This window comes from Gordonia sp. NPDC003585 (genome assembly GCF_040610755.1).
Classification (GTDB): Bacteria; Actinomycetota; Actinomycetes; order Mycobacteriales; family Mycobacteriaceae; genus Gordonia.
In genome coordinates, this window is sequence record NZ_JBEXMX010000015.1 from 49,160 (window position 1) to 72,493 (window position 23,334).

General features: G+C 65.8%; 25 protein-coding genes and 1 pseudogene. 8 read left to right on the forward strand and 18 right to left on the reverse strand.

Annotated features, from left to right (window positions below):
* Nucleotides 1–31: 31 nt before the first annotated feature.
* The 3 genes from ABZW74_RS06055 to ABZW74_RS06065 all read right to left on the reverse strand — a co-directional run bounded on the left by ABZW74_RS06055 (nucleotide 32) and on the right by ABZW74_RS06065 (nucleotide 2,390).
* Nucleotides 32–337 (reverse strand): DUF1416 domain-containing protein, encoded by a 306-nt coding sequence (locus tag ABZW74_RS06055; protein ID WP_240861393.1) that lies wholly within the window; start codon nucleotides 335–337, stop codon nucleotides 32–34.
* Between the two features lie 6 nt (nucleotides 338–343).
* Nucleotides 344–1,183, reverse strand: a complete 840-nt coding sequence (locus ABZW74_RS06060) for a sulfurtransferase (protein WP_240861392.1) — start codon at nucleotides 1,181–1,183, stop codon at nucleotides 344–346.
* Nucleotides 1,184–1,487: 304 nt separating this feature from the next.
* On the reverse strand, nucleotides 1,488–2,390 hold the full coding sequence (locus ABZW74_RS06065) for a DUF2993 domain-containing protein (protein WP_355274885.1): 903 nt from the start codon (nucleotides 2,388–2,390) through the stop codon (nucleotides 1,488–1,490).
* 155 nt (nucleotides 2,391–2,545) lie between these two features.
* Between ABZW74_RS06065 and ABZW74_RS06070 the strand changes: the two genes are divergently transcribed.
* From ABZW74_RS06070 to ABZW74_RS06080, 3 genes are all read left to right on the forward strand, one after another.
* A complete protein-coding gene (locus tag ABZW74_RS06070) occupies nucleotides 2,546–3,355 on the forward strand; it encodes a response regulator transcription factor (protein WP_240861408.1) in 810 nt (269 codons plus the stop codon).
* Nucleotides 3,345–4,250: a mycothiol synthase gene (gene mshD / locus ABZW74_RS06075; RefSeq protein ID WP_355274887.1), complete on the forward strand. Its 906-nt coding sequence runs from the start codon at nucleotides 3,345–3,347 to the stop codon at nucleotides 4,248–4,250. Before ABZW74_RS06070 ends, mshD begins: the two co-directional genes overlap by 11 nt.
* Nucleotides 4,251–4,315: 65 nt before the next feature.
* Entirely contained in the window at nucleotides 4,316–5,251 is a 936-nt protein-coding gene (locus ABZW74_RS06080; RefSeq protein WP_355274891.1) for an endonuclease/exonuclease/phosphatase family protein, read from the forward strand.
* Nucleotides 5,252–5,261: 10 nt separating this feature from the next.
* Here ABZW74_RS06080 and ABZW74_RS06085 read toward each other — a convergent pair whose 3' ends face one another.
* The 12 genes and pseudogenes from ABZW74_RS06085 to ABZW74_RS06140 all read right to left on the reverse strand — a co-directional run bounded on the left by ABZW74_RS06085 (nucleotide 5,262) and on the right by ABZW74_RS06140 (nucleotide 15,294).
* Nucleotides 5,262–5,558 carry a hypothetical protein gene (locus tag ABZW74_RS06085; protein ID WP_240861384.1) on the reverse strand — a complete coding sequence of 99 codons (297 nt, stop codon included), beginning with the start codon at nucleotides 5,556–5,558 and terminating at the stop codon, nucleotides 5,262–5,264.
* A gap of 286 nt (nucleotides 5,559–5,844) precedes the next feature.
* Nucleotides 5,845–6,120: pseudogene (locus tag ABZW74_RS06090) on the reverse strand (dihydrodipicolinate reductase); the annotation flags it as partial.
* Nucleotides 6,105–6,665: a hypothetical protein gene (locus ABZW74_RS06095; RefSeq protein WP_355274894.1), complete on the reverse strand. Its 561-nt coding sequence runs from the start codon at nucleotides 6,663–6,665 to the stop codon at nucleotides 6,105–6,107. The gene ABZW74_RS06095 and the pseudogene ABZW74_RS06090, both read right to left, overlap by 16 nt.
* Nucleotides 6,662–7,456 carry a serine/threonine protein kinase gene (locus tag ABZW74_RS06100; protein ID WP_355274897.1) on the reverse strand — a complete coding sequence of 265 codons (795 nt, stop codon included), beginning with the start codon at nucleotides 7,454–7,456 and terminating at the stop codon, nucleotides 6,662–6,664. Before ABZW74_RS06100 ends, ABZW74_RS06095 begins: the two co-directional genes overlap by 4 nt.
* Nucleotides 7,457–7,471: 15 nt before the next feature.
* Entirely contained in the window at nucleotides 7,472–8,428 is a 957-nt protein-coding gene (locus ABZW74_RS06105) for an MlaD family protein (protein WP_355274900.1), read from the reverse strand.
* On the reverse strand, nucleotides 8,425–9,477 hold the full coding sequence (locus tag ABZW74_RS06110; RefSeq protein ID WP_355274902.1) for an MlaD family protein: 1,053 nt from the start codon (nucleotides 9,475–9,477) through the stop codon (nucleotides 8,425–8,427). Before ABZW74_RS06110 ends, ABZW74_RS06105 begins: the two co-directional genes overlap by 4 nt.
* Nucleotides 9,474–10,595 (reverse strand): MlaD family protein, encoded by a 1,122-nt coding sequence (locus ABZW74_RS06115; RefSeq protein WP_355274905.1) that lies wholly within the window; start codon nucleotides 10,593–10,595, stop codon nucleotides 9,474–9,476. The genes ABZW74_RS06110 and ABZW74_RS06115 overlap by 4 nt, the downstream gene beginning before the upstream one ends.
* Complete coding sequence (locus ABZW74_RS06120; RefSeq protein WP_240861365.1) at nucleotides 10,595–11,623, reverse strand: MlaD family protein; 1,029 nt, start codon at nucleotides 11,621–11,623, stop codon at nucleotides 10,595–10,597. Before ABZW74_RS06120 ends, ABZW74_RS06115 begins: the two co-directional genes overlap by 1 nt.
* Nucleotides 11,620–12,639, reverse strand: a complete 1,020-nt coding sequence (locus tag ABZW74_RS06125) for an MlaD family protein (protein WP_240861364.1) — start codon at nucleotides 12,637–12,639, stop codon at nucleotides 11,620–11,622. Before ABZW74_RS06125 ends, ABZW74_RS06120 begins: the two co-directional genes overlap by 4 nt.
* Nucleotides 12,636–13,658, reverse strand: a complete 1,023-nt coding sequence (locus ABZW74_RS06130; protein ID WP_240861362.1) for a mammalian cell entry protein — start codon at nucleotides 13,656–13,658, stop codon at nucleotides 12,636–12,638. The genes ABZW74_RS06125 and ABZW74_RS06130 overlap by 4 nt, the downstream gene beginning before the upstream one ends.
* Complete coding sequence (locus tag ABZW74_RS06135) at nucleotides 13,655–14,515, reverse strand: ABC transporter permease (RefSeq protein WP_240861360.1); 861 nt, start codon at nucleotides 14,513–14,515, stop codon at nucleotides 13,655–13,657. The genes ABZW74_RS06130 and ABZW74_RS06135 overlap by 4 nt, the downstream gene beginning before the upstream one ends.
* Nucleotides 14,515–15,294, reverse strand: coding sequence for an ABC transporter permease (locus ABZW74_RS06140; RefSeq protein WP_240861358.1), 780 nt, complete (start codon nucleotides 15,292–15,294; stop codon nucleotides 14,515–14,517). Before ABZW74_RS06140 ends, ABZW74_RS06135 begins: the two co-directional genes overlap by 1 nt.
* 288 nt (nucleotides 15,295–15,582) lie before the next feature.
* Here ABZW74_RS06140 and ABZW74_RS06145 point away from each other — a divergent pair, with 288 nt between their 5' ends.
* The 5 genes from ABZW74_RS06145 to pstB all read left to right on the forward strand — a co-directional run bounded on the left by ABZW74_RS06145 (nucleotide 15,583) and on the right by pstB (nucleotide 20,372).
* Nucleotides 15,583–16,158: a TetR/AcrR family transcriptional regulator gene (locus ABZW74_RS06145; RefSeq protein WP_240861356.1), complete on the forward strand. Its 576-nt coding sequence runs from the start codon at nucleotides 15,583–15,585 to the stop codon at nucleotides 16,156–16,158.
* Between the two features lie 221 nt (nucleotides 16,159–16,379).
* Complete coding sequence (gene pstS / locus ABZW74_RS06150; RefSeq protein ID WP_355274911.1) at nucleotides 16,380–17,456, forward strand: phosphate ABC transporter substrate-binding protein PstS; 1,077 nt, start codon at nucleotides 16,380–16,382, stop codon at nucleotides 17,454–17,456.
* A gap of 142 nt (nucleotides 17,457–17,598) precedes the next feature.
* Nucleotides 17,599–18,633 carry a phosphate ABC transporter permease subunit PstC gene (pstC, locus tag ABZW74_RS06155; protein WP_240861351.1) on the forward strand — a complete coding sequence of 345 codons (1,035 nt, stop codon included), beginning with the start codon at nucleotides 17,599–17,601 and terminating at the stop codon, nucleotides 18,631–18,633.
* A gap of 1 nt (nucleotide 18,634) precedes the next feature.
* The gene (gene pstA / locus ABZW74_RS06160; protein ID WP_355274915.1) at nucleotides 18,635–19,534 is read left to right on the forward strand and encodes a phosphate ABC transporter permease PstA; all 900 of its coding nucleotides are present in this window, start codon (nucleotides 18,635–18,637) and stop codon (nucleotides 19,532–19,534) included.
* A gap of 61 nt (nucleotides 19,535–19,595) precedes the next feature.
* The gene (gene pstB, locus ABZW74_RS06165) at nucleotides 19,596–20,372 is read left to right on the forward strand and encodes a phosphate ABC transporter ATP-binding protein PstB (protein ID WP_355274918.1); all 777 of its coding nucleotides are present in this window, start codon (nucleotides 19,596–19,598) and stop codon (nucleotides 20,370–20,372) included.
* A gap of 216 nt (nucleotides 20,373–20,588) precedes the next feature.
* Here pstB and ABZW74_RS06170 read toward each other — a convergent pair whose 3' ends face one another.
* The 3 genes from ABZW74_RS06170 to ABZW74_RS06180 form a co-directional block, all read right to left on the reverse strand.
* Nucleotides 20,589–20,738: a hypothetical protein gene (locus tag ABZW74_RS06170; protein WP_240861344.1), complete on the reverse strand. Its 150-nt coding sequence runs from the start codon at nucleotides 20,736–20,738 to the stop codon at nucleotides 20,589–20,591.
* 97 nt (nucleotides 20,739–20,835) lie between these two features.
* Nucleotides 20,836–21,498 carry a phosphate signaling complex protein PhoU gene (phoU, locus tag ABZW74_RS06175; RefSeq protein ID WP_355274921.1) on the reverse strand — a complete coding sequence of 221 codons (663 nt, stop codon included), beginning with the start codon at nucleotides 21,496–21,498 and terminating at the stop codon, nucleotides 20,836–20,838.
* Between the two features lie 98 nt (nucleotides 21,499–21,596).
* Nucleotides 21,597–23,334: LCP family protein (locus ABZW74_RS06180; RefSeq protein ID WP_355274924.1), on the reverse strand; the 1,738-nt coding region annotated here is incomplete at its 5' end.

Consider the following 23,334-nt stretch of genomic DNA (forward strand, 5'->3'; position numbering starts at 1 on the left):
TGACCGGGCCGCGTCGTTGGGGACTACGCGATCACTTGCTGACGGTGATGTCGTGCTCGTGCACGCCCGGGCCGTCGGGGTTGATCGTCTGCTCGCCGTTGCCGACCGACGACAGCGCACGAATCGTCCAGGTGCCGGGAGCGGCGAAGAACCGGAAGTCACCGGTCGGGCTCGCGACGACCTCGGCGGTGAACTCACCGGTCGAGTCGAGCAGACGGACGAACGCGCCTGCCACGGCACTACCCGAGGCGTCGGTGACCTGTCCGGTCAGGACGGTCTCCTTCTCCACGTCGACGCCTGCGGGCAGTTTCTGTCCCTGTTTGGGTGCAGCACACATGATTTCTTACTTTCCTTCTCCGAGTTCGATCGGGACGCCGATCAGCGAGCCGTACTCGGTCCAGCTGCCGTCGTAGTTCTTGACGTTCTGCTGGCCGAGGAGTTCCTTGAGGACGAACCAGGTGTGGCTCGACCGCTCGCCGATGCGGCAGTAGGCGATGGTGTCCTTCGAGCCGTCGAGGCCGGCCTCACCGTAGAGCTCCTTGAGGTCCTCGTCGCTCTTGAAGGTGCCGTCCTCGTTGGCGGCCTTGCTCCACGGCACGTTGATGGCGCCGGGGATGTGGCCGGGACGCTGGCTCTGCTCCTGCGGGAGGTGAGCCGGCGCAAGGATCTTGCCGGAGAACTCGTCGGGGCTGCGCACGTCGACCAGGTTCTTGACGCCGATGTCGGCGACGACCTCGTCGCGGAACGCGCGGATGGTGTTGTCGGGCTCGCCGGCCTTGTAGGTGGTGGCCGGACGGCTCACGGCGTCGGTCGACAGCGGACGGCCGTCGAGTTCCCACTTCTTGCGGCCGCCGTCGAGGAGCTTGACGTCGTTGTGGCCGTACAGCTTGAAGTACCAGTAGGCGTAGGCCGCGAACCAGTTGTTGTTGCCGCCGTAGAGGACCACGGTGTCGTCGTTGGCGATACCGCGCTCGGAGAGCAGCTTGGAGAACTGGTCGGCGTCGACGAAGTCGCGACGGACCGGATCCTGCAGATCGGTCTTCCAGTCGAGCTTGACGGCGCCTTCGATGTGGCCGCCGTCGTAGGCCGAGGTGTCCTCGTCGACCTCGACGAAGACGATGCCGTCGGTGTTGAGATTCTGCTCAGCCCATTCGGCGCTGACCAGGACATCGGAACGTGCCATGGTTGGGGTCCTTCCCAGAGATGTGTGGATGGGGTTGTGACAGGGGTGTGTTCTGACAGGGGCAACGACCAAGACGTCGGCACAGGAGTCGTCAGGCGCACGACGAACCGGTCGTCATCGACGGGTGGACGGGCCGAGGCAGGAATAGAGCCTCGATGACCGTCAGTGCTGCGGGCGACAGCAACAGTTGGCGACTCGACAGAAGTCGATCGCCCGGCGTCGGGTGAGCAAGAACTCACGGCGCTGTTGCATGCCCACGAGGGTACAACAGGGCATCGGGCAGCCAGAAAACGCGGGGTCGTCTTCAGAATGCATCGAGGCGCAGGTCGGCCGGGCCGGCCTGCGCGTGCAGCAGGATGTCGCCGCCCAGGCTGGCCGCCCACTGCGGTGTGAGGCCCCAGGGCAGCGGAATCAACGGCAGAATCGTGGTGAACCGATCGAGCACGGCTGCCCGCCTGTCGTCGGGGACGTCGGCGTCGACGTGGCGTTCGGGGCCCGTGTAGAAGTCGGTCGCCCGGATCGCAAGACGCCCATCCTGCACGCTCAGGTCCACCGAGACGCTGACCCTCACCTTGGGTCCGTCGAACGTCGACGCCGACGGCGGGTTGTCGGGGTCGTCGCCCGCGGACGGGGGAAGGGCGACGGTGCCGGTGAGGACAACGCCCGACTGCCTGCTGGGGGCGCCGTCCTGCGGTCCGCCGCCGCCCACCTTGCCGTCGGGTGCGGGGGTGCTCACCGTCAGATCGACGATCCCCAGGTAACGGGCCATGGTGACGGCATCGAGCTTGGTGTGGGCAGAGACGGACTCCGTGCGTACAACGTCATCGGCCGTGATGTCCCACGCGTCATCGATGTGCCACGGCCCCAGCGTCGCGCCGAGTTCACCGCGACAGCCGCCTCGACCCTCGCAGCCGGGCAGGGTGACGTCACGCGCTGCGATGACGGCACCGTTGAACCGGCCTGCACGCACGTGCGTGAGGAAAGGGAATCCGCTCAGCGTCACCTCGGGGTCGAAGGACACCCGCGGTGAGGCGGCGATCGCCCGGGACATCTGATACTCCGTGCGGATCGCCAGGCCGACGTCGGCGAGAACCGCCAGCAGTCCTGTGATCACGATCACAATGAGGGCGAAGGCGACGTACCGACGGCCGGGAACCCGCCGATCGGAACCCGTGCCATGATCGCCCCGTCGATCGGGTTCGCTCACCCCTGGCCTGCCTTGTTAACAGCGAATCGCGCCATTGGCGCTATTCTGTCACCTATCGCGCACACGTTGGTAAGGCAGAGTAAACAATGGCCAGGTGCGGCGCGTAGAGGGGCCGTACGCCCGGCGGCGCATTCACAAGGAAGATCGGAGTGTCGATGGATCTCCTGCTGTTGACCGCCGACCCCAATCCCGAGGCGGTTCTGCCGTCGCTGTCGCTGCTGGCGCACACCGTTCGGGTGGCGCCCACCGAGGTCTCGTCGCTGATGGAGGCAGGTAACTCCGACGTCGCCATCGTCGACGCCCGCACCGACCTCGCAGCGGCCCGTGGACTGTGCCGCCTGCTCGGCAGCACGGGATCGGCCGTCCCGGTGGCCGCAGTGCTCACCGAGGGCGGGCTCGTGGCGGTGAACGCCGATTGGGGTATCGACGAGTTCCTGCTGCCCGGAACGGGACCCGCGGAACTCGACGCCCGACTGCGGCTGCTGGTGGTCCGTACGCGCGGGGTGACCTCCGAAGAGGCGTCGGGCAAGGTGACTTTGGGTGAACTGATCATCGACGAGGGCACCTACACCGCGCGGTTGCGCGGCCGTCCGCTCGATCTCACCTACAAGGAGTTCGAACTCCTGAAGTACCTCGCGCAGAACGCCGGCCGGGTGTTCACCAGAGCGCAACTACTCCAAGAGGTCTGGGGCTACGACTTCTTCGGCGGCACGCGGACGGTCGACGTCCACGTGCGGCGTCTGCGGGCCAAACTCGGCAGCGAACACGAATCGCTCATCGGCACGGTGCGCAACGTCGGGTACAAGGCGGTTCGCCCGAGCCGGGGTCGTTCGTCGGGTTCGGATGCGGCACTGGACGGTTCACAGGCGGAAGTCGACTCCGACGACCTCGACCTCGACGACGCCCCGCTCGGTGGCGAGGATCCGTTCGACGAGGAATTGCGCACCAGCGCCAATGGCAACTGACGGTATCGCGGTCCGCACGCGTCTCGACGACGACGAGGCTGCGCGGGCGCTCGCATTTGTACGGGAAGCGACTGCGGCAGACGGAGTTTCGCCGTTGTCGGAGCAGGCGGTCGCGGCCATCGAGACCGCCGACGGTGCCGCTGTGCACGTGCTCTCGACGGCCGGCTACGCCAACATCATTGCCGGACGGCCGGGGGAGTCCGCGATGATCGAGGCGGTCGTCGACCCCGCGCTCCGACGCCGCGGGCATGGTCGGGCGTTGCTGGACAAGGCATTCGAGGCCGCCGCGGATCTGCGATCGGAGTCCGACCCGGCGCCGCGCGTCTGGGCACACGGTGACCTGCCGGAGGCGGTGGCGTTGGCCGCCGCGATGGGTCTGCAGCGTCGCCGGGAGCTCCTGCAACTGCGCAGGTCGTTGGTCTCGGGCCCGCAGCTGCCCGACCTCGTCGTCGACGACTCGATCGTATTGCGCACCTACGCAGGCGAATCCGATGACGCCGAGATCTTGCGTGTCAACAATGCGGCCTTCGACTGGCATCCCGAGCAGGGCGGCTGGAGCCTGGCGCAGATCACCGAACGCACGTCGGCGCCGTGGTTCGACCCGCAGGGACTGTTCCTGGCATTCGACGCGGCAGCGCCGGACACCCTGCTCGGATTCCACTGGACCAAGCAGCACGACGCGGAGCTCGGTGAGGTCTACATCGTCGGCGTCGATCCGGCCGCCCAAGGGCGCGGGCTCGGTCGGCTGCTGACCCTGGCCGGACTGCATCACCTGGCCGAGGTGGGAATGCGTGAGGTGAATCTGTACGTGGAGGGCGACAACACCGCCGCGCTGCACACGTACCATCGGTTGGGATTCGACCGCTACGCGATCGACGTCGCTTACGGGAACTGAACCGAGAAGAAAGAACGTGTCCGACAACACCATCGGGGGGTGGAGTGTTGCGTTACATTGCTGCGGTGACCGGCTGGCTGCTGGTCGCCCTCGGCGTGGCCGGGGTGATCGCGCACTTCTCGGGATGGGCGAACACCGTGTGGGCCCGGGCGGCGGCGTTCACGCCGCTGATGATCCTCGGTGCGGTGGTCGGGCTGATCCTGCTCGGGCTTGCGCGGTTCGTCTGGTCGGCGGTGGTGGCGCTCGTTGTCGTCGTTGTCGGACTGGCGACTCAGGTGCCGCTGTTCGTCGGCGCCGACGAGCACGTCGCAGAGTCGGACCTGCGGGTCATGCAGGCCAATATCTATCTCGGACAAGCCGATACGACGGCTCTGGCACGGCTTGCCGACGACCGCGACATCGATGTCCTCACCGTGGTGGAGCTGACGCCCGACGCGGCCCGACGCATCGAAACGACGAGTCTGCGGGCGCGACTGCCCTTCGCCTACCTCGATCCTCGTGAGGGCGGCAGTGGTTCGGGGATCTATTCGCGCTACCCGCTCTCCGACACTCGAGAGCTCACCGGTCTGACGCACGCCAATCTCCGTGCGGTCGTGACCATTCCGGGGGTCGGACGCCGCGCGCTCTATGCGCTGCACCCGATTCCGCCCTATCCCGAACCCGCCTGGAAGTGGCAACTCGAACTGCGACGCCTCGGCGAGCAACTGCGTGCTGAGCCGTTGCCCTTGATCATCGGGACCGACGTCAACTCCACCTACGACCATCGCCCGTTCCGTGACCTGCTCGCCGGATCGGATGCGCCGTACTCGCCCGGTCTCACCGACGCGGCGGACCACCTGGGCGCGGGGATCGTCGCGACCTACCCGGCGAATCGGGCGTTCCCGCCGATGCTTGCCCTCGATCGTGTGCTGACCCGTGGCGGACCCGTTCCCACCGGGTTCGAGGCGGTCGACCTGCCCGGTTCGGACCATCGAGGTGTGGTTGCCACGGTCCGGCCGTGACGGCAGCGCATCACCGGGCTGGTGGAATGAGCCGCGGTGCCACTGTACGTAGGTCGGCATAGGTGACAATGCCAGGCTGGGCCGCGCACACCGCCGGTATGGCGTTGACGAGCGGCGCGGCGGTGATGCGGAGTCCGATCCCCCGCATCCGTGCCGGGGTGAGATCGGCCAGGTCTGCTGCTGTCGGGATGAGGCCGATACGCACATGCACGGCGGGATCGCCGACGACGTCGAGAAGGTAGCCGTGTTCGACGGTCCATGCCGGTTCCAAGGCGGTGGTCGCCACCCATCTCTGGTTCACGGCCACGACTTCGAGTGTGGTTCGGGTCCCCCTTGGGGCGGCCCCGTCCGACGCCGGCGAAGTTCGCGTCGCCCACGAACTGTGAGACGTCCACCGATTCCGTCATCGACACGTGGCTGACACTGGTGGACAGGCCACCGGCCACTGCTGCCGCCAGCTGTGCGAAGCCGGGGTTCATGCCACTGCCGAAAAGCGAGGCTCCTCCGGCGGCGGCTGCCGCTTCCAACGATGCGCGGTCCGACGGCGACAGATTCGACCCGGTGACGAACTCGGCGCTGGTGACGACATTGATTCCGGCCCTCAGCAGCAATGCGACTTCGTTGACGTCGAAACGAAGCGGACTGTAGACGGCGCAGTCCGGATCGAGAGCGAGCAGCGAGTCGACGTCGTCGGTCGCGAGAACTCCCAGCTCGCTCCCGAGTCCGCAGAGCTCGCCGAGATCCACACCTACCTTTGCCGGCGAGTACGCAAATGCCCCGACCAACTCGAGGTCGGGCCGAGCGGCAACCGCCCGGACCGCCTCCTTCGCGACGTTCCCTGTCGTCCACTGAATCACCCGCAGAGGCATGAGTTCTCCATTCGCTGATTCCCGACCGAATGGCCTTCTTCCATGCCGGCTTCCGAACGCGCAGGCATGAGCATGACTCCGACGACCAGGCTCGACGCGAACAGCGCCAGGGCGGCCCACGGCCACCAGGTGAGGACCACCGAATCGGCGTCGAGGTCCACCGACCGTCCAATCGCGTCGATGCGGAGGGCATCATCGACGATGAACCACAAGACCGCGGCGATACCGATGGCGGACACCACGATCGCGAGGTAGGCCGCTGCCGACGAATGGTAGGACGGGCTCGTTCGCCACAGTGCGACCACGGCCAGCACGCACGCGGCGGCCAACAGCACTGCGCCGGTTGTCGTACTGATTCCAGTGCACTGGAGACTCTGTGTGGCTCCCGGCTGTTGGATCTGCGCCGACGACAACTGCGCGGCCTGAGGAATCGGAGCACCCCGACCGCGCACCCACGGCATGAACACGGCGACTACCGCGGCCGCGCTGAGCGCGAACAGTGTCACCGACCAACAGAACTCGCGATCGGTGCGTCGCGACTTCACGGAGTCGGCGTCGCAGGCGTCGTTGCTGTCGGTGAGTTGTTCGGGGAGGCAGCGTCGTTGGGGGCAAGGTTTGGTGTCCCCGCACCGTTGGAACCGTCCTGTGCCACGCCCGCGATCCCCGCGACGTCGGTGATGAGCCAGTTGTCGTCTCGATCGAGGGTGATGGTGTAGGGAGTCACCGTGTTCAGACCGTTGGGGTTCTGGGTGCTGGTCATGTGCGTGGAGACGAACACCTGCACCACGAATTGTCGATCGGCTCGGACGTCGATGGTCTTCGCGGCGATCAGCTTGGCGGTCTGGCTCCACTGAACCTGTTGGATCAACGGGGTCAGGGTCTTGACGGCAACGTCGAAGCGGGAGGCCAGTTCGGGTGCCGTTCCCTTCTTCAGGGCCGCCGACCACGGAGCCAGGTCCTTGAAGTCGAAGGTCGCGGCTCCGACCGCGTAGTCGCCGGCTACGCGCTCGGCCGACTGTTTGTCCGCGGTGAGGTTCTCGGCAGCCGTCAGGTCTTTGGAACTCCGGTATGCGAGAACGCCGAAGACGGCCGCAGCCACCAGCGCGGCCAGACACAGCACCGTCATCCCGACGATCACCGGGTGCCGACGGGGGTTGAGGTTCTCGCTCAGTTGTTCGCGCACCGAGGGTTTGGTCACCGAGGGTTTGGCCGGTTCGGCAACCTTGGCTGTGGTCTTGGTTTCAGCAGCAACCACTTCGGTCTTGCCGACGTCAGAATCCGGCTCGGGATCGGTGTCCTGCAACTCGGCGAGGGCCTGGTGGACGTCGATGCTCATGGGCTGTTCCTCATCTCACTTGGGTATGGTCACGTTGAGTCGCAGACTGTTGCCCGGCATCATCTGCATGACCCGGTCTAGGAGCGTTGCGATGTCGAGATTGGCGAGCGTGGCACCCGAACGTTGCGCCGCGGGAAGCAATGTGGACGCCAACGTTCCGATCGGCGGCGCGATCTTGGCCACGAGGGGTGCCGACCTGTTCAGGACCGGCTTCCACCGCTCGCCGATCAACTCTCCGCCACGGGTGAAGTCCGCGAAGGGTTTGACGCTGTTGATCACGCGTCGCAGGCTCTCGCCCGCGTACAGCAACTCAGGTCGGGTAGGCCGCAGAGCCGGCCCAATCCACTGGCCGCGCTGCAACATCGAGGTCGCGTTGCCGATGATGGTCACCAAAGCGGGCTGCGAATAGATCATCGTCGCGGCCAGCACCTGAGCGGCCGGCGTCAGCCGGGCGACGGCATCCTGAGTCCCTTCCAGCGCTGTCGAGAGCGTGGTGACAAGCCGATCGACCAACCCGGGATCGACCTGGTCGAGCAACTGCTGGGTGGAGCCGAGCAATTCGGGCACCGAGGCGGGCACGTCGACGACGTTGGCCGCCAACGTCTGACCATCCGCGATGACATCGTCGCCGCCGTACAGCGGCGGCACGACCGACACGCTCGACTCACCGAGCATCGACTGGGCCGCGATCTCGATCTGGCTGTCGACCGGGATCTCGTAGCGGGAGTCGTAGGCGATCGAGACCTCGACGGTCTTCCCGGCGTAGGCGACCGAGGTGACCTCGCCGATCGGCACACCCCGCAGCAGGACCGCAGATCCGGTGTGCAGCCCGTTGGAGGCGGGCACCGTCAACCACACGGTCGTCTTGTCGGTGAAGGGTTGCTGCGCAAGAACTCCGAAGGACAGGTACGCAGCCGATGCAACGAACACGGCGAGCGTTGCCAGGATGGAGACGAAGTACCGGATCGTCATCGCAGCGCCCCGATCATCCGCAACACCGACGACACCGCGGTCGTCACGTCCTTGTCGTCGACCGACAACTTGTCGACGGAGATCGCACCGTTCTTGACGAACGGCACCACCGACCTCTGTCCGACGTCGATCATCGCGCCGAGATTGCCGTTGAACTGCGTTGACCGAGCCGAGTAGCTGCGCAGCAGCGGAACGAGCTTGTCCAAGAACGGATTCAGTTGGGCGAGTCGAGGGGTCAGCCAGCTCAGACCGGCCGCCAAGGCACTCGACCCGGCGACCAGTTTGAAACCCTCGGTGACAGAATTGAAGACGGCCCGGAGACCGAATTGTCCTGCACCACTGAACGAATACGCCAGGGCGTCGGGGTTGGCGGCCATCTCGGCGGCGGCGGCCTGCAGGGAGGTGATCATCGAGTTCAGCTGACGGGTGCCCTGCGCGAGGTCGGCGATGTCCTCGGCACCGACACGCGAAGCGGCGGCGAGGTCGGCCCCGGGGACGTCGACCGACTGGTTGACCTTCCGGATCGATTCCTGCACTCGCAGAATCGAGCCGCCCGACATGAAGTCGGCAAGGTTGACGATGATGTCCTCCACCTGCGGACCAGGATCGGTGTCCGCCAACGGGATGACAGCGCCATCGTCGAGCATCGTCGATTCGCCGCCGCTCGCTGCCGGCGGCGGGATCAGGGCGACGTAGATGTCGCCGAGCAGGGTCGACTGGCGCAGCTCGGCGCGGGTTCCGGACGGGATGTGCGCCTGAGATTGCAGCCCCAGCCGCAACCGGGCAGCGTTGGGTACCAGGTCGATGGACTCCAGCGTGCCGATCTGGGTGCCCCGCGCGAGCACGCGGGCGCCCAGTGGCAGGTTGACCACCGAGGCGAAGTCGACGTAGAGGACCGCGCCGTCGGCCGACGACGTCACGCGCGGCAACAGCGATGCGGGACTCGTACTTCGGCCGACGACGACGATGACCAGAGCGGCCACCACCGCCAGCACGCACATCGCCATCTTGATTGTGTGACGGACATTTCCGCCTGCCCGACCGTTCACCTGGTACCTCCCTGCACCGCGCGTGCGACGAGTTCGGCCAGGTCCACATCGGAGACCGACGCCGTCCTCGGATTGCATCCTCCCGGGTCGGCCCGGTTGACGAGCGCACACAGCGTTGCGCTGTTCGGTGTTCGTACGGCCACCCGGGGGCCGCGGTAGGAGAGGTGGAAGGCTGCCGCGTTGCGGTTGACGGTCGTCGCCAGACTCGTTGCGATACCGGGGGTCTTCTCGAGGATCGTCTTGAGGTCGTCGGTGTGGGCGATCGCGACGTCGATGAAAGGTGTTGCGACGTCGCCCATGTCGAGAACCGGCGGCAGCACGTTGCCCAGCAGGTCATCGAGGCCCGGGCCCGACCGGCCCAGCCCGTCGAAGATGTACACGAAGTCCTCGAACAACCGCGCCATGAAATGGGTGAGAGTTGCCGCATTGATCCCGATCTCGCGAATACCGTCCCAGTTCTGGTTCGCCACGTTGGTCAGCACGGCCAAGTTGTCGAAGACGGTGCGCATCTGCCCGAGGAAGCGATCCGGGTCGGCCATCAGCCGCGAGAGATTGGTGACCGTCGCGTTGATGTCCTTGCCGGTGCCGTCGAGCTGACGGTCGGCGGCGGTGAGCAGCGCGCCCACCGGCGCGCCGGAATCGGTTCCCTTGCCGCCGACTTCGTTGAACATGGTGGTGAAGGACTGGAACGCGGTACTCACCGAGATGGGTGTATGGGATCTGTTCAGCGGTATGCACTGATCTGTGGCCAGTGTCTGACCGCCACGCGCTTCGCTGTCGACGAGCTCGATCCGACGGTCGGCGAGGACCGAGTTGTTCACTGCGACAAGACTTGTCTTGGCGCTGATCGAGCGGTCGATCCTCATGTCGACGGTGATGGTGTTGTCGTGCGCGGAGATTGCGGTCACCTTGCCGACCCGGACACCGCGAACGTTCACCGCGTTGCCGACGTAGAGCCCGGCCGCGTCGGGGAGCTGTGCGCACACCGGACGTGTGTCGTCGGCGGTCAGCCGCGAGTAGATCGTGACCGCACCGACCACCACGGCCACCGCGACGATCGCCGCCACCAGCGCGCGCTGCCTTCCACGGATCTCGGGCATGCCGAACTTGTTGGCCATCAGCAGGTCCTGCCGGCGATCGGGATGCAGATGACGGAGTCGTCGACGACGCTGTCGCCGAAGTCGAGCGAGACGCCATGGGGTGTCACGATCCTGGACAGTTGGTCGGCCATGGTCCGCAGCTGGCGAATGGCCTCGGCCATCCGTCGCGACATCTCGTTGGTCTGTCCGGCCATCGCGGCGAGCTTGTGCAGCGGCGGCTTGATCCGCTTCTGGTACGGGTCACCGAAGATGTCGCCCACGTAGAGAACCATTTCCGCGAGAGCGTCGTAGGTCAGGATGCCCCGATCCTTGTAGCCGATGATCAGGGGCAGCACGGACCGGATTCGGCGGATCATCTCGATCAACGTGTCGCGCTGGGCGACGAGGGCGGTGGTGTACTCCCCACCGAGATCGGCGATGCTCTGGATCTGACGTTGCTGCTCGTCCAACAGGGCAGTGATGTCGGCCGCATTGGTGAGGATCCCACGCACCGCCCCTGGCGCGGCGTCGAGACTGCGGGTGGTGGCCACGGCGGTTCCGCGTAGCGTCAGCGCGTCGATGCGACCCACCGTGGAGGCCGCCGAGTCCAGCACCTCGCCGGTCGAGTAGGGGATCGAAACCCGCTGCGCGGGAATGGGGGTGTCACCGAGTGGTGTTCCGCCAGAAGGCAGCAGCGCGACGTAGGTTCCGCCCACGACGGTCAGCATCCGCACTTGCATGGACGTCTGATCGCCGACGAAGACGGAGGATTCGACGTCGAGCGTGACATCGACGTGACCGTCGCCGAGCGTCACGTCGCTGACCTTGCCGACCGGGATTCCGGCGACGCGAACCTCTGTGCCGCTGGTGATTCCGCCGCTCTCGCTCATCACCGCGTGATACTGCACGCGCCCAGGGGGTTTGAGATAGAAGAACGACGTCACCGCCACCAGGATCGCGACGGCCACCACGAGTCCGAATGCCCACGCCAGTTCGCCGCGGCGGCCGATCTCGTCGCGCACGGCGAAGTCCTCCAGCCTCGAGAGGACGGGAACCCGTTTGCTCATTTCCGGCACAGCGTCACCTTCCCGCCCCCGAGCAGGATGGTGCCCATCGCCGGCAATGCCACCTCGCCGTGTGAGCAATTGGCATCAAATCCGTACTGGCCCATGGTCGCGTTCACCGTCGACAACATGGTCGGCACCAAGCCGAGAACCTCGGTCAATTTCGTGGTGTCCGGGACCAACTCCAGGATTCTCCGAGAGATCTGGTCGTGGCCGCCCAGTCCGACGTCGAAGCTGCTCTTCATCAGATCGACGATCGGCGGAAACACCTGCGAGCCGGTTCCGAATGCCGCCTTCAACAGATCCAGCCGGTTCTCCAGGGTGTCGAAGAGCATGCCCATGTTCGTCATCAAGGCGTTGATCATCGACGACTTGCCTTGCAGCTGTGCGGATACCGTCGCCAGGTTCGCCAAGATCACGGTGATCATCGCGCGTTTGTTGGTGGCGAACTGGGCAAGTCGGTCGATGTCACCGAGGACCGTGCCTATTCCGACCCCGTCCTCGCCCTGGATGAGGTGCAGCAGATTGGTGGCGAAGGTGTTGAAGACCGCTGGGTCTGCGCCGGTGAGGATCGGTCGAAGTCCGTTGAACAGCTTGGTGATGTCGAAGGAGCCGATCGTCCTCGACACCGGAATGGTGTGGTCGGGATCGATCGCCTGACCCTCGCCCGATGCTGCGTCGGGCCGGGTGATCGCGATGTATCGCTGCCCGACGAGGTTCTGAAAGCGAATCGCGAGCTGGTCTTTGTCGGTGAGCCGGTTGTCGGTGCGCACCGACAACTCGACCTGCGCGACGCCCGAGGGCTGCAGGTCGATGTCGAGTACCTTCCCGACCGCGACCCCTCGGATACGGACGTCGGCGTTCTTGTGTAGCCCGAACACATCGCTGAATTCGGCTCGGTAGGTTTCGGTGTCGCCGCCGACCGGACGGTTGATGGCCGTGACAATGGCATACACGGCAAGGATCACCACGCTGGCGACCAGCAGCAGGCGCATGAGTGCAGATCGGGCGCTTCTCATGGTTTACCTCGCAGCCCGGCCAGCAGCTGATTGACCGGTGTGGAGAATCCGGGGACCAACTCGAGGTTCACCTCGGTCGACAGCGTCGTCCTGCCGGTTCGCGGATCCGTGTGAAAGGCGTTGCCAAATCGGTGAATTGCTTGTGCGAGCTGTGATGGGGTCACCCCACGCAGCGCGGTACCCAGCGGCGTCGCATACGCGTTGGCCAGATCGAGAACCGCACCAAAACCGCTCATACCGTTGAAGAGGGCGCCGAGACCGGAGAACAGGTCGCCGATGTCCCCGATCATGCTCGTCACGCTCTCGGTGTAGGGCTTGTCAGCGAGGAGCGGGGTGGTCAGGGTGATCTCCAGCCCGCTGATCGCCGATGCCCCGGCCACCGCCAGACCGTTGAAAGCGTCTGTCGCAACGGGCAAGAGTGTCTTGATGCGCGCCGTCTGACCGCGTTGCAACGTCTGAAGGGCGACGGTCGTCGCTGTCATGAAGGGTGCGAGCCTCGTGGTCGTGTCACTGAGATTCCGCAGCAGCACGGTGAGTTCGGGGGTGAGGACCGGCAGGGTGAGCCTGCCGGCACTGCGCATGATCGCGGTCATCGTGTTGTCGGCCGGCGCCTGTTGCAGCTCGATGACGCTGCCCGAGCGGACCGGGACGCCGGTGGTCGCCGGCCCCAAGCGCACGGCATCGGACCCGAACAGGTTGCGGGAGACAAAACTGACCGCCGAATCGTTGGTCAGCTCGCCGATCTCCGAACGTTCGGCACAGATCGTCAGTCGCGTCGAATACGGCTGCGACGTGTCGAGCCCGCAGACGGAACCGATCGTCTCGCCGCGGACGTCGACCGGCACCCCGATCTGGATGCCGTCGGGCACGGCCGGCGCCAGGACGTCGAACTCCACCATTCCGTCGTCACCCGAGAAGGGTTTGACGACAACCAATGTCACGATCGCCGCCAGCACCGCGACGGTGACGATGCCACGCAGTCGCAGTGTTCGCGCCGAGCGCCCACGTGCAGCGCTCATGCGAAGTTCAATCCCGAGTTCAGCCCCCAGAACATCAGCGACATCGCCATGTCGGTGGTGACGATGAGCACGAGGCTCGCGCGAATCGCCCGGCCCGAGGCGATGCCGACCCCTTCCGGTCCGCCGTGCGCGAAGAAGCCGTAGTAGGTGTGCGCGATGATCACGACGATCGCGAAGACCACCACCTTCAATGTCGAGTACACGACGTCGACCGGACTCACGAACGCCTCGACGTAACGGTCGTATGCGCCGGCCGACTGTCCGTAGAAGACACTGACGACGATTCGCGACGACAGGTATGCCAAACACAGCGAGACCAGATAGAACGGCACGATCGCGAGGACGCCGGCCACCACCCGGGTGCCGACGACGAACGGGATGGGCCGGATGGCCTGTGCCTCGAGCGCGTCGATCTCCTCAGAGATGCGCATCGAGCCGATCTCGGCGGTCATGCGGCATCCGGCCTGCGCGGCGAACCCGACCGCGGCGATGATGGGCGCCATCTCGCGGGTGGCGGCGTATCCGGTGATGAGGCCGGCCATCGGCGAGAGATTGAGCGACGACAGACTCGTGACACCCAGGATGCCGATCATGCCGCCGACCGACAGGCCGAGGATGGCGAGAACGCTCGCGATACCGCCGCCCACCATGAACGAACCGTTGCCCCAGGTGACCTCGGCAAACGCTGCGAGGGTCTGTTTACGGTAGGCGCGCAGAGTATGTGGCAACCCCGCGATCACGTCGAGGACGAAACTCGTCTGCCGTCCGATGTGCTCGAACGGCTGCCCGGTCGCGTCTGCGGCACGGCGCAGTCTCATGCCCCGCGCGCTGGGTATCAGGGTGGGTGTCGGCGCCATCAGATCACCTGCACCGGAATGAACAGGGTCGTCACCTGCGTGATGATCACGTTGATCACCATCGACGCGACGATCCCCAGGACGACTGCCGCGTTGACGGCGTCGGCCACACCTCGCGCACCGCCGGCGGCCTCGAGGCCACGACGAGCTGCGATGACGACCACCACGAATCCGAAGACCACCGATTTACCCAGACAGATCCACAGGTCGGTGGTCGAGGCATAACTGCCGAAGGACTGCCAGTACGAGCCGGCGACCACACCCTGCCCGGTGATGGCGACGATGAAGCTCGCAGCCACCGCGATCACGATGATCAGGATCGACAGCACCGGAGCCACGATCACCATCGCCACCATCCGCGGCGCGACGAGGCGTCGGGTGGGGTCGATTCCGAGTACCCGCATCGCATCGATCTCCTCGCGAACGGTCCGGGCCCCGAGGTCCGCGGTGATGGCCGAGGCGCCCGCACCGCCGAGCAGAAGTGCGGCCGCCATGGGTGCCCCCTGCTGGATGACTCCCATGCCACCGACCGCGCCGGCCATCGAGGTGGCGCCGAGGTTGCTGGTCAGACCGCCGATCTGCACCGCGATGATCACACCGAACGGGACCGACATCAGCAGCGCCGGCAACACGGTGATGCTCAGCAGAAACCAGGCCTGGACCACGGTCTCACGCACCGGGAAGCGTCCACCGGCCATGTCCATGGCCGCAATGAGCGGAGTCCGGGCACCGAGCCGGACCGTGCGGCCGAAGCTCTGCGCACTGGTGGCGAGTGGCACCGGCGCCCCCATTCCTCGGTCAAGCACTTGCTTGGTTTTGAAACGCCCACGGACCCCTTGTTTCAGATTGTGAGCTTGAGCGAGTATCACACAAAGAGGTGTCCCGTGTCACACCCCCATCACGAAATGACGTTTCACAAGGGGATATGGCTGCTCGGGCGGATGCCTCTGGGTGCGATATTCGATCTGACCGGGTCCTGCGGTGTGTACATCCATGAGAAGAACGCGTCGTGTACGTTCAGAAGTGTGAGCGTCGCCACCAAGCATCGGACACGCGCTGATCGGCGCGTGACGATCGAAAGCGCGCAGGCCGACGCCATCGCCGATGCGGCCGCCGACGAGATTCGGCGCTCCGGAGTGCGCGGCGCCAACCTCGAGCGCATCGCTGCTGACGCCGGAGTCAGCCGCAGCACCCTGTACCGCCGATTTCCGAAGAAGGAAGATCTGCTCGGCGCGGTCGTGGAACGTCTACGACGCGGCTATGCCCGGCAGGTCGTCATGTCGACCGCCGGGAAAAACCCCCGAGACGCCGTTGTCGAGACATTCGTGATCGGAGTGCTCGGCATTCGCACAGACGACCTGGTGAGAAAGATCGTCGCCGACACTCCCGACGCCTTGGGCATGTTCGTCGGATTCGATACGGCCCAGGTCGAGGATCTCGTCGAGGCGTTCAGTCAAGGCATCGCCGCAAACCTGAGGAGCGCCGGTGCATCGATGCCCGAGGAGGACCTGAGGCATGCAGCCGAACTGGTGTTCCGGATGCTCACTTCGCTTGCCTTGACCCCGACGCGAGCCCTCGATATCGACGACGCCGAGTCGGTGCGCAGTTACGCTGCCAAATTCATCGCGCCGATGATCTGGTGAGCTCTCGCGCCTGCGCCCAGCAATAGGTGCATGCACCTTATGCCCGCATTGCGGAATTTCTCGCGACAGCGGCGAGTTGGCGTGCCCAATTCATCTTCCGTTCACCTCCCGTAGGCCACTGGTCCACCGCTCACCCATAGCTTCAATTCGGACACTCCGGGCCCACCGGCACGCCCCCCAATGCGTGTGCCGGCGCACCTGAACGAAAGGCAACACCAGCAGTGAAGATCAAGCGGAATCCCGCCCTGGCTGCGGTCTCGACCCTCGCGGCTCTCACCCTTGCCATGACGGCGTGCAGCAGCGACGAGACCCAGACCATCAGTGGTGAGGGATCGACTGCCCAGCAGAAGGCCATGGAGAGCTTCAGCAACATGCTGGCCGAGAACAGCAACATCGTTCTCGACTACACCGGCAGCGGCTCGGGCGACGGCATCAAGAAGTTCATCGCAGGCGACGTCGACTTCGCCGGCTCCGACTCGGCCCTCAAGGACGACGAGGTGGCAAAGGCCACCGCCCGCTGTGGCAACAACCCCGCCTGGCACATCCCGCTGGTCGTCGGCCCGGTGGCGCTGGCCTACAACCTCCCCGGCGTCGACAAGCTGAACCTGAACCCGACGGTCCTCGCCGGCATCTTCGACTCCAAGATCGCCACGTGGAACGACCCGCAGATCGCGGCCCTCAACCCCGGCGTCGCGCTGCCATCCACCAAGATCGTGCCGGTGCACCGCTCCGACAGCTCGGGCACCACCGACAACTTCCAGCACTTCCTCTCGTCGTCGGCCCCGCAGGCCTGGACCTACGGCCACGGCAAGGAGTTCAAGGGCAAGGGTGGTTCGGCCGCGGCCAAGTCGACCGGCGTCGGCAACACCGTCAAGGCGACCCCGGGCTCCATCACCTACGTCGAGTGGGGCTTCGCCACCGAGAACAAGCTCGGTGTGGCCCAGATCGACTTCGGTGCGGGCGCGGTTCCGCTGAACGCCGACACCGCCGCTGCCGCACTGAACAATGTCACCTTCAAGAAGCCGGGCAGCAAGGACCTCGAGGTCGACACCGCCGCGCTGTTCGCGTCGAAGGCCCCCGGCAGCTACCCGCTGCTGCTGACCACCTACGAGATCGTGTGCTCGACCGGCTACAGCGACTCCGCCACCAGCACCACGCTGAAGGATGCCTTCACCAAGATCCTCAACGATGGTCAGGCTGCGCTGCCGGATCTCGGGTACGTCCCGCTGCCTGCGCAGTACAAGGCCACTCTGCAGGGCACGGTTGACGCGCTTGCTCCTGCCGGCGGCAACGCATAACCGAAGATACCGACGATGATGTGCGCGGGGCCGCTTCGCGTTGCGGTCCCGCGCACGTCGTTGAGAGACTGATGCGGACTCCCAGCGTGTCCGCGCGACGCCGGAGAGTGGCTCGATGACCAAAGCCGATTCAGAAGGACGCATGACCTCCATCAGTAAAGAAGAGGGCGCCCTGCCACCCCCGGGTGACGGCTCCGATTCACCGGTGCCCACGCCCGACGACAAACAGCCCGGCGGCCTGCACGCCGCAGCACACCACCGGCTCGCCGACCAGATCTTCCGCTCCCTGGCGGTCGGCTCCGGTTTCGTGGTGTCGATCGTCATCGGGTTGATCGCGATATTCCTCATCGCACAAGCGGCCCCGTCGCTTGCCAAGAACTCCGAGAACTTCTTCACCTACTCCGGCCCGTGGGTCACCTCGGGCAGCGAACTCGCCTTCGGTATCCCGCAGCTCTTCTACGCCACGATGGTCGTGTCGATCATCGCGCTGCTGATCGCGATGCCGGTCGCCCTGGCGATCTCGATCTTCCTCACCGAGTACGCGCCCAAGCGTCTGATCGGACCGGTCACCTACACCGTCGACCTCCTCGCGGCCGTCCCGTCGATCGTCTACGGCCTCTGGGGCATTCTGGTGCTCGGGCCCGCGCTGGTTCCGGTCAACAACTGGCTGGTCGCCAATCTCGGGTTCCTGCCGTTCTTCCAGGAGCCCACCCAGGTGGCCAACATGTCGACCGGCGGCACGCTGCTCACCGCCGGCATCGTCCTGGCGGTGATGATCCTGCCGATCATCACCGCGGTGACCCGCGAGGTCTTCATGCAGACCCCCAAGGGGCATCGCGAAGCGGCACTTGCGTTGGGCGCGACCAAGTTCGAGGTCGTCAAGCTCGCCGTCATGCCGTTCGGTTTCTCCGGTTACATCAGCGGTTCGATGCTCGGCCTCGGTCGCGCCCTCGGCGAGACGATGGCCCTGCTGCTGATCATCTCGACCGTCGGCCCGATGGACTTCAACCTGATGGAGAGCGGCGAGACGTTCGCGACCAAGATCGCCAACAACGCGGCGGAGTTCGACTCGCCGGCCAAGACCGGCGCCTACATCTCCGCGGGTTTGACGCTGTTCGTCTTGACCTTCATCGTCAACGCGGCAGCTCGCGCCGTCATCACCGGAAAGAAGAAGTGATATGAGCGTCACCACCGAGACGTCGACCGATCCGGTCAAGAAGCGTCCGTCCGGTTTCACGCCGCTGTCCGCGCGTCGACGGTTCGCCGACAGTTCGGTCAAGATCCTGGTCATCGCGTCGCTCGGCGTCGCGCTGGTCCCGTTGGTCTGGCTGGTCGTGACGTTGGTCGCCAATGGCATCGAACCCATCCTCGACCCGGAATGGTGGACCAAGCCCGAGCTGAAGGGCGGCGCCGCCAACGCCATCGTCGGCACGCTCATCCAGACGGCGATCGCGGCGGTCATCTCGATCCCGCTCGGCATCTTCGTCGCGATCTACCTGGTCGAATACAGCACGGGTAAGTCGGTCCTCGCCCGCACCACGACCTTCATGGTCGACATCCTGTCGGGTGTGCCGTCCATCGTCGCCGCGCTGTTCGTGTACGCGGTGTGGCGCACGACGCTCGGGCTGCCGCGATCGGGTTTCGTGGTCGCCATCGCGCTGGTGCTGCTGATGGTGCCGCTGGTGGTCCGTGCCACCGAGGAGATGCTCAAGATCGTCCCGCAGGACCTGCGCGAGGCGTCGTACGCACTCGGTATCCCCAAGTGGAAGACGATTCTGCGGGTCGTCCTGCCGACCGCGATGTCGGGCATCATCACCGGCGTCATGCTCGCCATTGCCCGCGTCATGGGTGAATCCGCGCCGGTGCTGATCCTCGTGGGGTCGACACGCGCCATGAACTGGAACCCCTTCGACGGCAACCAGGAATCGCTGCCGCTGATGATGGTGCAGCAGTACAACAACGGCCCGGGTGCCCTGGACCTGGTGTGGGGTGCGGCCCTGACCCTCGTCATCCTGGTCGCCCTCGTCTACTTCAGCGCCAAGTGGGTGGCCAAGATCTTCGCCCCCAAGACCTCCTGACCCCTTCGAGGCTCGCTCCGCTCGCGCCTCAGGGAGCGGATAAACAGATCGGAACAGAACAATGGCCAAGCGGCTCGACATCAAAGACCTGAACATCTACTACGGCAGCTTCCACGCGGTCAAGGACGTCACCCTCGACGTGCCGCCGCGCTGCATCACCGCCTTCATCGGGCCGTCCGGTTGCGGCAAGTCGACGGTGCTGCGGACCCTGAATCGCATGCACGAGGTGACGCCCGGCGCCTACGCGACCGGCAGCGTCCTGCTCGACGGTGAGGACATCTACGGCAAGGGCGTCGACCCGGTCAGCGTCCGCTCCACCATCGGCATGGTGTTCCAGCGCCCCAACCCGTTCCCGACGATGTCGATCCGCGACAACGTCGTGGCCGGCCTCAAACTGCAGGGAGTCCGTGGCAAGTCGGAGCTCGACGAGGTCGCCGAGCGCAGCCTGCGCGGCGCCAACCTGTGGGAAGAGGTCAAGGATCGCCTCGACAAGCCGGGCGGTGGTCTCTCGGGCGGTCAGCAGCAGCGTCTGTGCATCGCGCGTGCCATCGCGGTGTCGCCGGACGTGCTGCTCATGGACGAGCCCTGCTCCGCCCTCGACCCGATCTCGACGCTGGCCATCGAGGATCTGATGGGCGAGCTGAAGAAGGAGTACACGATCGTCATCGTCACCCACAACATGCAGCAGGCTGCGCGTGTGAGTGACCAGACCGCGTTCTTCAACCTCGAGGGCATCGGGCAGCCGGGGCAGCTCGTGGAGATCAACGACACCGAGACGATGTTCTCCAACCCGCTCAAGCGGGAGACCGAGGACTACATCTCCGGTCGCTTCGGCTGAGCAGACCCACCCGCCGGCTGGGGTGACCCCTCCCGCCGGCTGAGGTGCGAGGAGCGCTAGCGACGAGCCTCGAAGGCCCCTGGTGAGATGACATTTCTTGTCTCACCAGGACCCTTCGAGGCTCGCTTCGCTCGCACCTCAGGGAGCGGTGGGGCTTTCGCTCGCACCTCAGGGAGCGGTGGGGCTTTCGCTCGCACCTCAGGGAGCGGTAGGGAACTACATACTCAGCAGCAAGATCACCAGAAGCGCGACCAGTGAGGCGGTCACGCCCAGGTAGGTCATGATCTGGCGCCGGTGCGCGGCAGCTTCCGCGTCGTGCTCGGACACCGCGTTGAAGTCGGGCTCGGTTGGATAGTGGAGACCCATTCGGCCACCTTAACGCCGGGTGAGTCCGCAGGTGAAATCGAAGCGGGGCCGCTCACAGTGTGAACGGCCCCGTGTCGACGAGCACACCGCACCGGCGTCAGGAAACCTCTTGGTACTGCTCGGGGGTCTGGCCGGTGGCCTGGAAGACGACGCGACGCCCGATGAGGACGGCGTGGTCGGCGAAGCGCTCGTAGAAGCGGCCGAGCAGGGTCACGTCGACGGCGGCGGCGACGCCGTGGCTCCATTCCCGGTCCATCAGCACGGTGAACAGGTGACGATGCAGGTCGTCCATCGCGTCGTCGTCTTCCTGCAGTCGCACCGCGGCCTCGGGGTCCTGGGTGTTGAGCACCTCGCGAGCGTTGTGTGCCAGCTTCACGGCCAGCCGGCCCATCTCGGCGAAGTAGCCGTTGACCTCTTCGGGAAGGGCCTTGGCGGGGTGGCGTCGTCGGGCGATCTTGGCGACGTGCAGGGCGAGCGCGCCCATGCGGTCGACATCGGCGACGATCTGGAAGCCACTGACGATCCCACGCAGGTCGCCCGCGACCGGGGCCTGCAGTGCGAGCAGGGCAAACGCCTGCTCCTCGGCCCGCGCCGACAGCTCGCTCATGCGGTCGTTGTCGGTGATGACCTCTTCGGCGACGGCGAGGTCGGCCTGCAGGAGAGCCTGGGTGGCCCGGGCCATCGCCGCGCCGGCGAGTTCACACATCTCTCCGAGGATGCTGTTGAGCGCCTCGAGCTGCACATGGTAGGCGGTACGCATAGGCCAAGTTTACGTGTTCTGGCTGGTATTCCCCGAGCCGGCGCAATGAACACACCGTGAACGGGGGCGTACGAGTCTGTTCGGCAGTATTCGTCCGGCTACGCGCAGGTGGTGTCGCCGGCGTTGGTGATGGCCAGGTCGTTGGGCAGGTTGTTGACCCGCACCGACGGCGGCAACTGATTCACCGTCAGCGTGCTCCCGGCTTCCGGTGCGCTACCCACGCTTCCCGTGAAGCCACTTCCCAAGATGACCTCCACACCCGACCGGACCGTGCGGTCGGACTGAATGGTGGCACCCGGAATCGTCGCGGCCAGCGTTGCCGCCGCGTCCTGCTGACCGGGTCCGTAACGGACCACGGTGTCCGCGCGGCTCTCCGACGCGTCGGCGACACCGCGGACGTCGAACCCCTGTGCGGCGAGTTGTTCGGAGACCCCGGCCGCCAGACCGGTCTGGCCGCTGCCGTTGAGCACCCGCACGCCGACGTTGGCCGGGCTCTGCGCGGTCGCGGTGACCCGGCTCGGTGTGTCGGGCGTGGTGGTGCTTCCGGCGGTGTTGTCGGTGGTGGTCGTGCTCTTCTTCGGCGCCGACTTACGCCCGGTCTCCCGCGGGAGTGCCTGGTCGTCGATGATCGCGTTGAAGATCGCGTTGATGCCCTCGGTGTTCGGCAGTTCGTTGTTGCTGCCGTCGGTGGCGGTGCCCGTCGTCGGGATGGTGATGAAGGAGACCTTGCCGGCTTCGATGCCCTGCATCGATTCGGCGAGGTCCAGCAACGACTCGGTGTTCACGTTCTGCACGAGGCTGTAGTCGATGAACGTGTTGATGATCTTGTTGAGTTTGCTCGGATTGGACAGCACGTCGCCGGACAGCGTCGAGCGCAGCAGCGACGACATGAACAGCTGCTGGCGCTTGATGCGGCCGTAGTCGCCGTTGCCCTCCGACGCGATCGTCCGGGCCCGCACATAGTTGAGGGCCTTGCGTCCCTTGAGTTTCTGCTTTCCGGGTCGCTTGAGGATGTCGCCGAGTTCGTAGTCGTAAAGCGAGGTGGTCGAGCACACCTCGACACCACCGACGGCGGTGACGACCTTCTCGAATCCGTAGAAGTCCATCGCGATGAAGTGGTTGATGTTGAGGCCACTCATCGCGGTCAGCGTGCGCACCAGACACGACGGGCCGCCCTCGGCGTAGACACTGTTCAGTTTGACGCCGGACGCCGCATAGAGCGTGTCGCCGTAGGACTGGTTGGAGTTGTCCCACTGCTGGCACTCGGGCCGGTCGACCGCGAGGTCTCGTGGGAACGAAACAGCCACCACGCGTTCACGATTGGCCGGGATGTTCACCAGGATGACGGTGTCGGAGCGGGCGCCCTGGATCTCGGTGTCGTCACCGGCACCGACCTTGGAGTTCTTGCCGCCGCGCGTGTCGGTGCCGACGATCAGGTAGGTCTCGTCGCCGTACTGCGCGTCTTTGTTGCGGATGTTCTTGTCGTCGGGGTCGATCGCGGCGATGGTTCGCCAGCTGCCGTTCCAATGCTTGAGGTAGCCCCAGGCGAAGCCGGTGCCGACCAAGGCGCACACGCAGGCCAGGGCCACCAGCACACGTCCGGTGATGGTGGCGCGCCGCGCGACCGATCCGCGCCGCTCGGGGTCCTCTGGGTGGCGCTTGGGTGTGGACCGGGTGGGGAGCTGCGCGCTGAGGTCCGGGGTGGGCTGCAGGGGAGCGGCATGGGTTTCCTGCGCACGCGCCCGTCTGCCGAGACCGCCCGGCTGCGTGAGGTGATGAAGACGATGTTGCTCGAGGTGCAGGACGGCTACGGCACCCATCCCGCGGGCGAATTCT

Bases quoted from the DNA above. Each gene is read 5' to 3' on its own strand.
- ABZW74_RS06130 (WP_240861362.1), bottom strand. From the start codon at position 13,658: ATGAGCGCTGCACGTGGGCGCTCGGCGCGAACACTGCGACTGCGTGGC.
- mshD (WP_355274887.1), top strand. From the start codon at position 3,345: ATGGCAACTGACGGTATCGCGGTCCGCACGCGTCTCGACGACGACGAG.
- ABZW74_RS06070 (WP_240861408.1), top strand. From the start codon at position 2,546: ATGGATCTCCTGCTGTTGACCGCCGACCCCAATCCCGAGGCGGTTCTG.
- ABZW74_RS06170 (WP_240861344.1), bottom strand. From the start codon at position 20,738: ATGGGTCTCCACTATCCAACCGAGCCCGACTTCAACGCGGTGTCCGAG.
- ABZW74_RS06055 (WP_240861393.1), bottom strand. From the start codon at position 337: ATGTGTGCTGCACCCAAACAGGGACAGAAACTGCCCGCAGGCGTCGAC.
- pstC (WP_240861351.1), top strand. From the start codon at position 17,599: ATGACCTCCATCAGTAAAGAAGAGGGCGCCCTGCCACCCCCGGGTGAC.
- ABZW74_RS06135 (WP_240861360.1), bottom strand. From the start codon at position 14,515: ATGGCGCCGACACCCACCCTGATACCCAGCGCGCGGGGCATGAGACTG.
- ABZW74_RS06120 (WP_240861365.1), bottom strand. From the start codon at position 11,623: ATGAGCAAACGGGTTCCCGTCCTCTCGAGGCTGGAGGACTTCGCCGTG.
- phoU (WP_355274921.1), bottom strand. From the start codon at position 21,498: ATGCGTACCGCCTACCATGTGCAGCTCGAGGCGCTCAACAGCATCCTC.
- ABZW74_RS06115 (WP_355274905.1), bottom strand. From the start codon at position 10,595: ATGGCCAACAAGTTCGGCATGCCCGAGATCCGTGGAAGGCAGCGCGCG.
- ABZW74_RS06060 (WP_240861392.1), bottom strand. From the start codon at position 1,183: ATGGCACGTTCCGATGTCCTGGTCAGCGCCGAATGGGCTGAGCAGAAT.
- ABZW74_RS06105 (WP_355274900.1), bottom strand. From the start codon at position 8,428: ATGACGATCCGGTACTTCGTCTCCATCCTGGCAACGCTCGCCGTGTTC.
- ABZW74_RS06100 (WP_355274897.1), bottom strand. From the start codon at position 7,456: ATGAGCATCGACGTCCACCAGGCCCTCGCCGAGTTGCAGGACACCGAT.
- ABZW74_RS06125 (WP_240861364.1), bottom strand. From the start codon at position 12,639: ATGAGAAGCGCCCGATCTGCACTCATGCGCCTGCTGCTGGTCGCCAGC.
- pstA (WP_355274915.1), top strand. From the start codon at position 18,635: ATGAGCGTCACCACCGAGACGTCGACCGATCCGGTCAAGAAGCGTCCG.
- pstB (WP_355274918.1), top strand. From the start codon at position 19,596: ATGGCCAAGCGGCTCGACATCAAAGACCTGAACATCTACTACGGCAGC.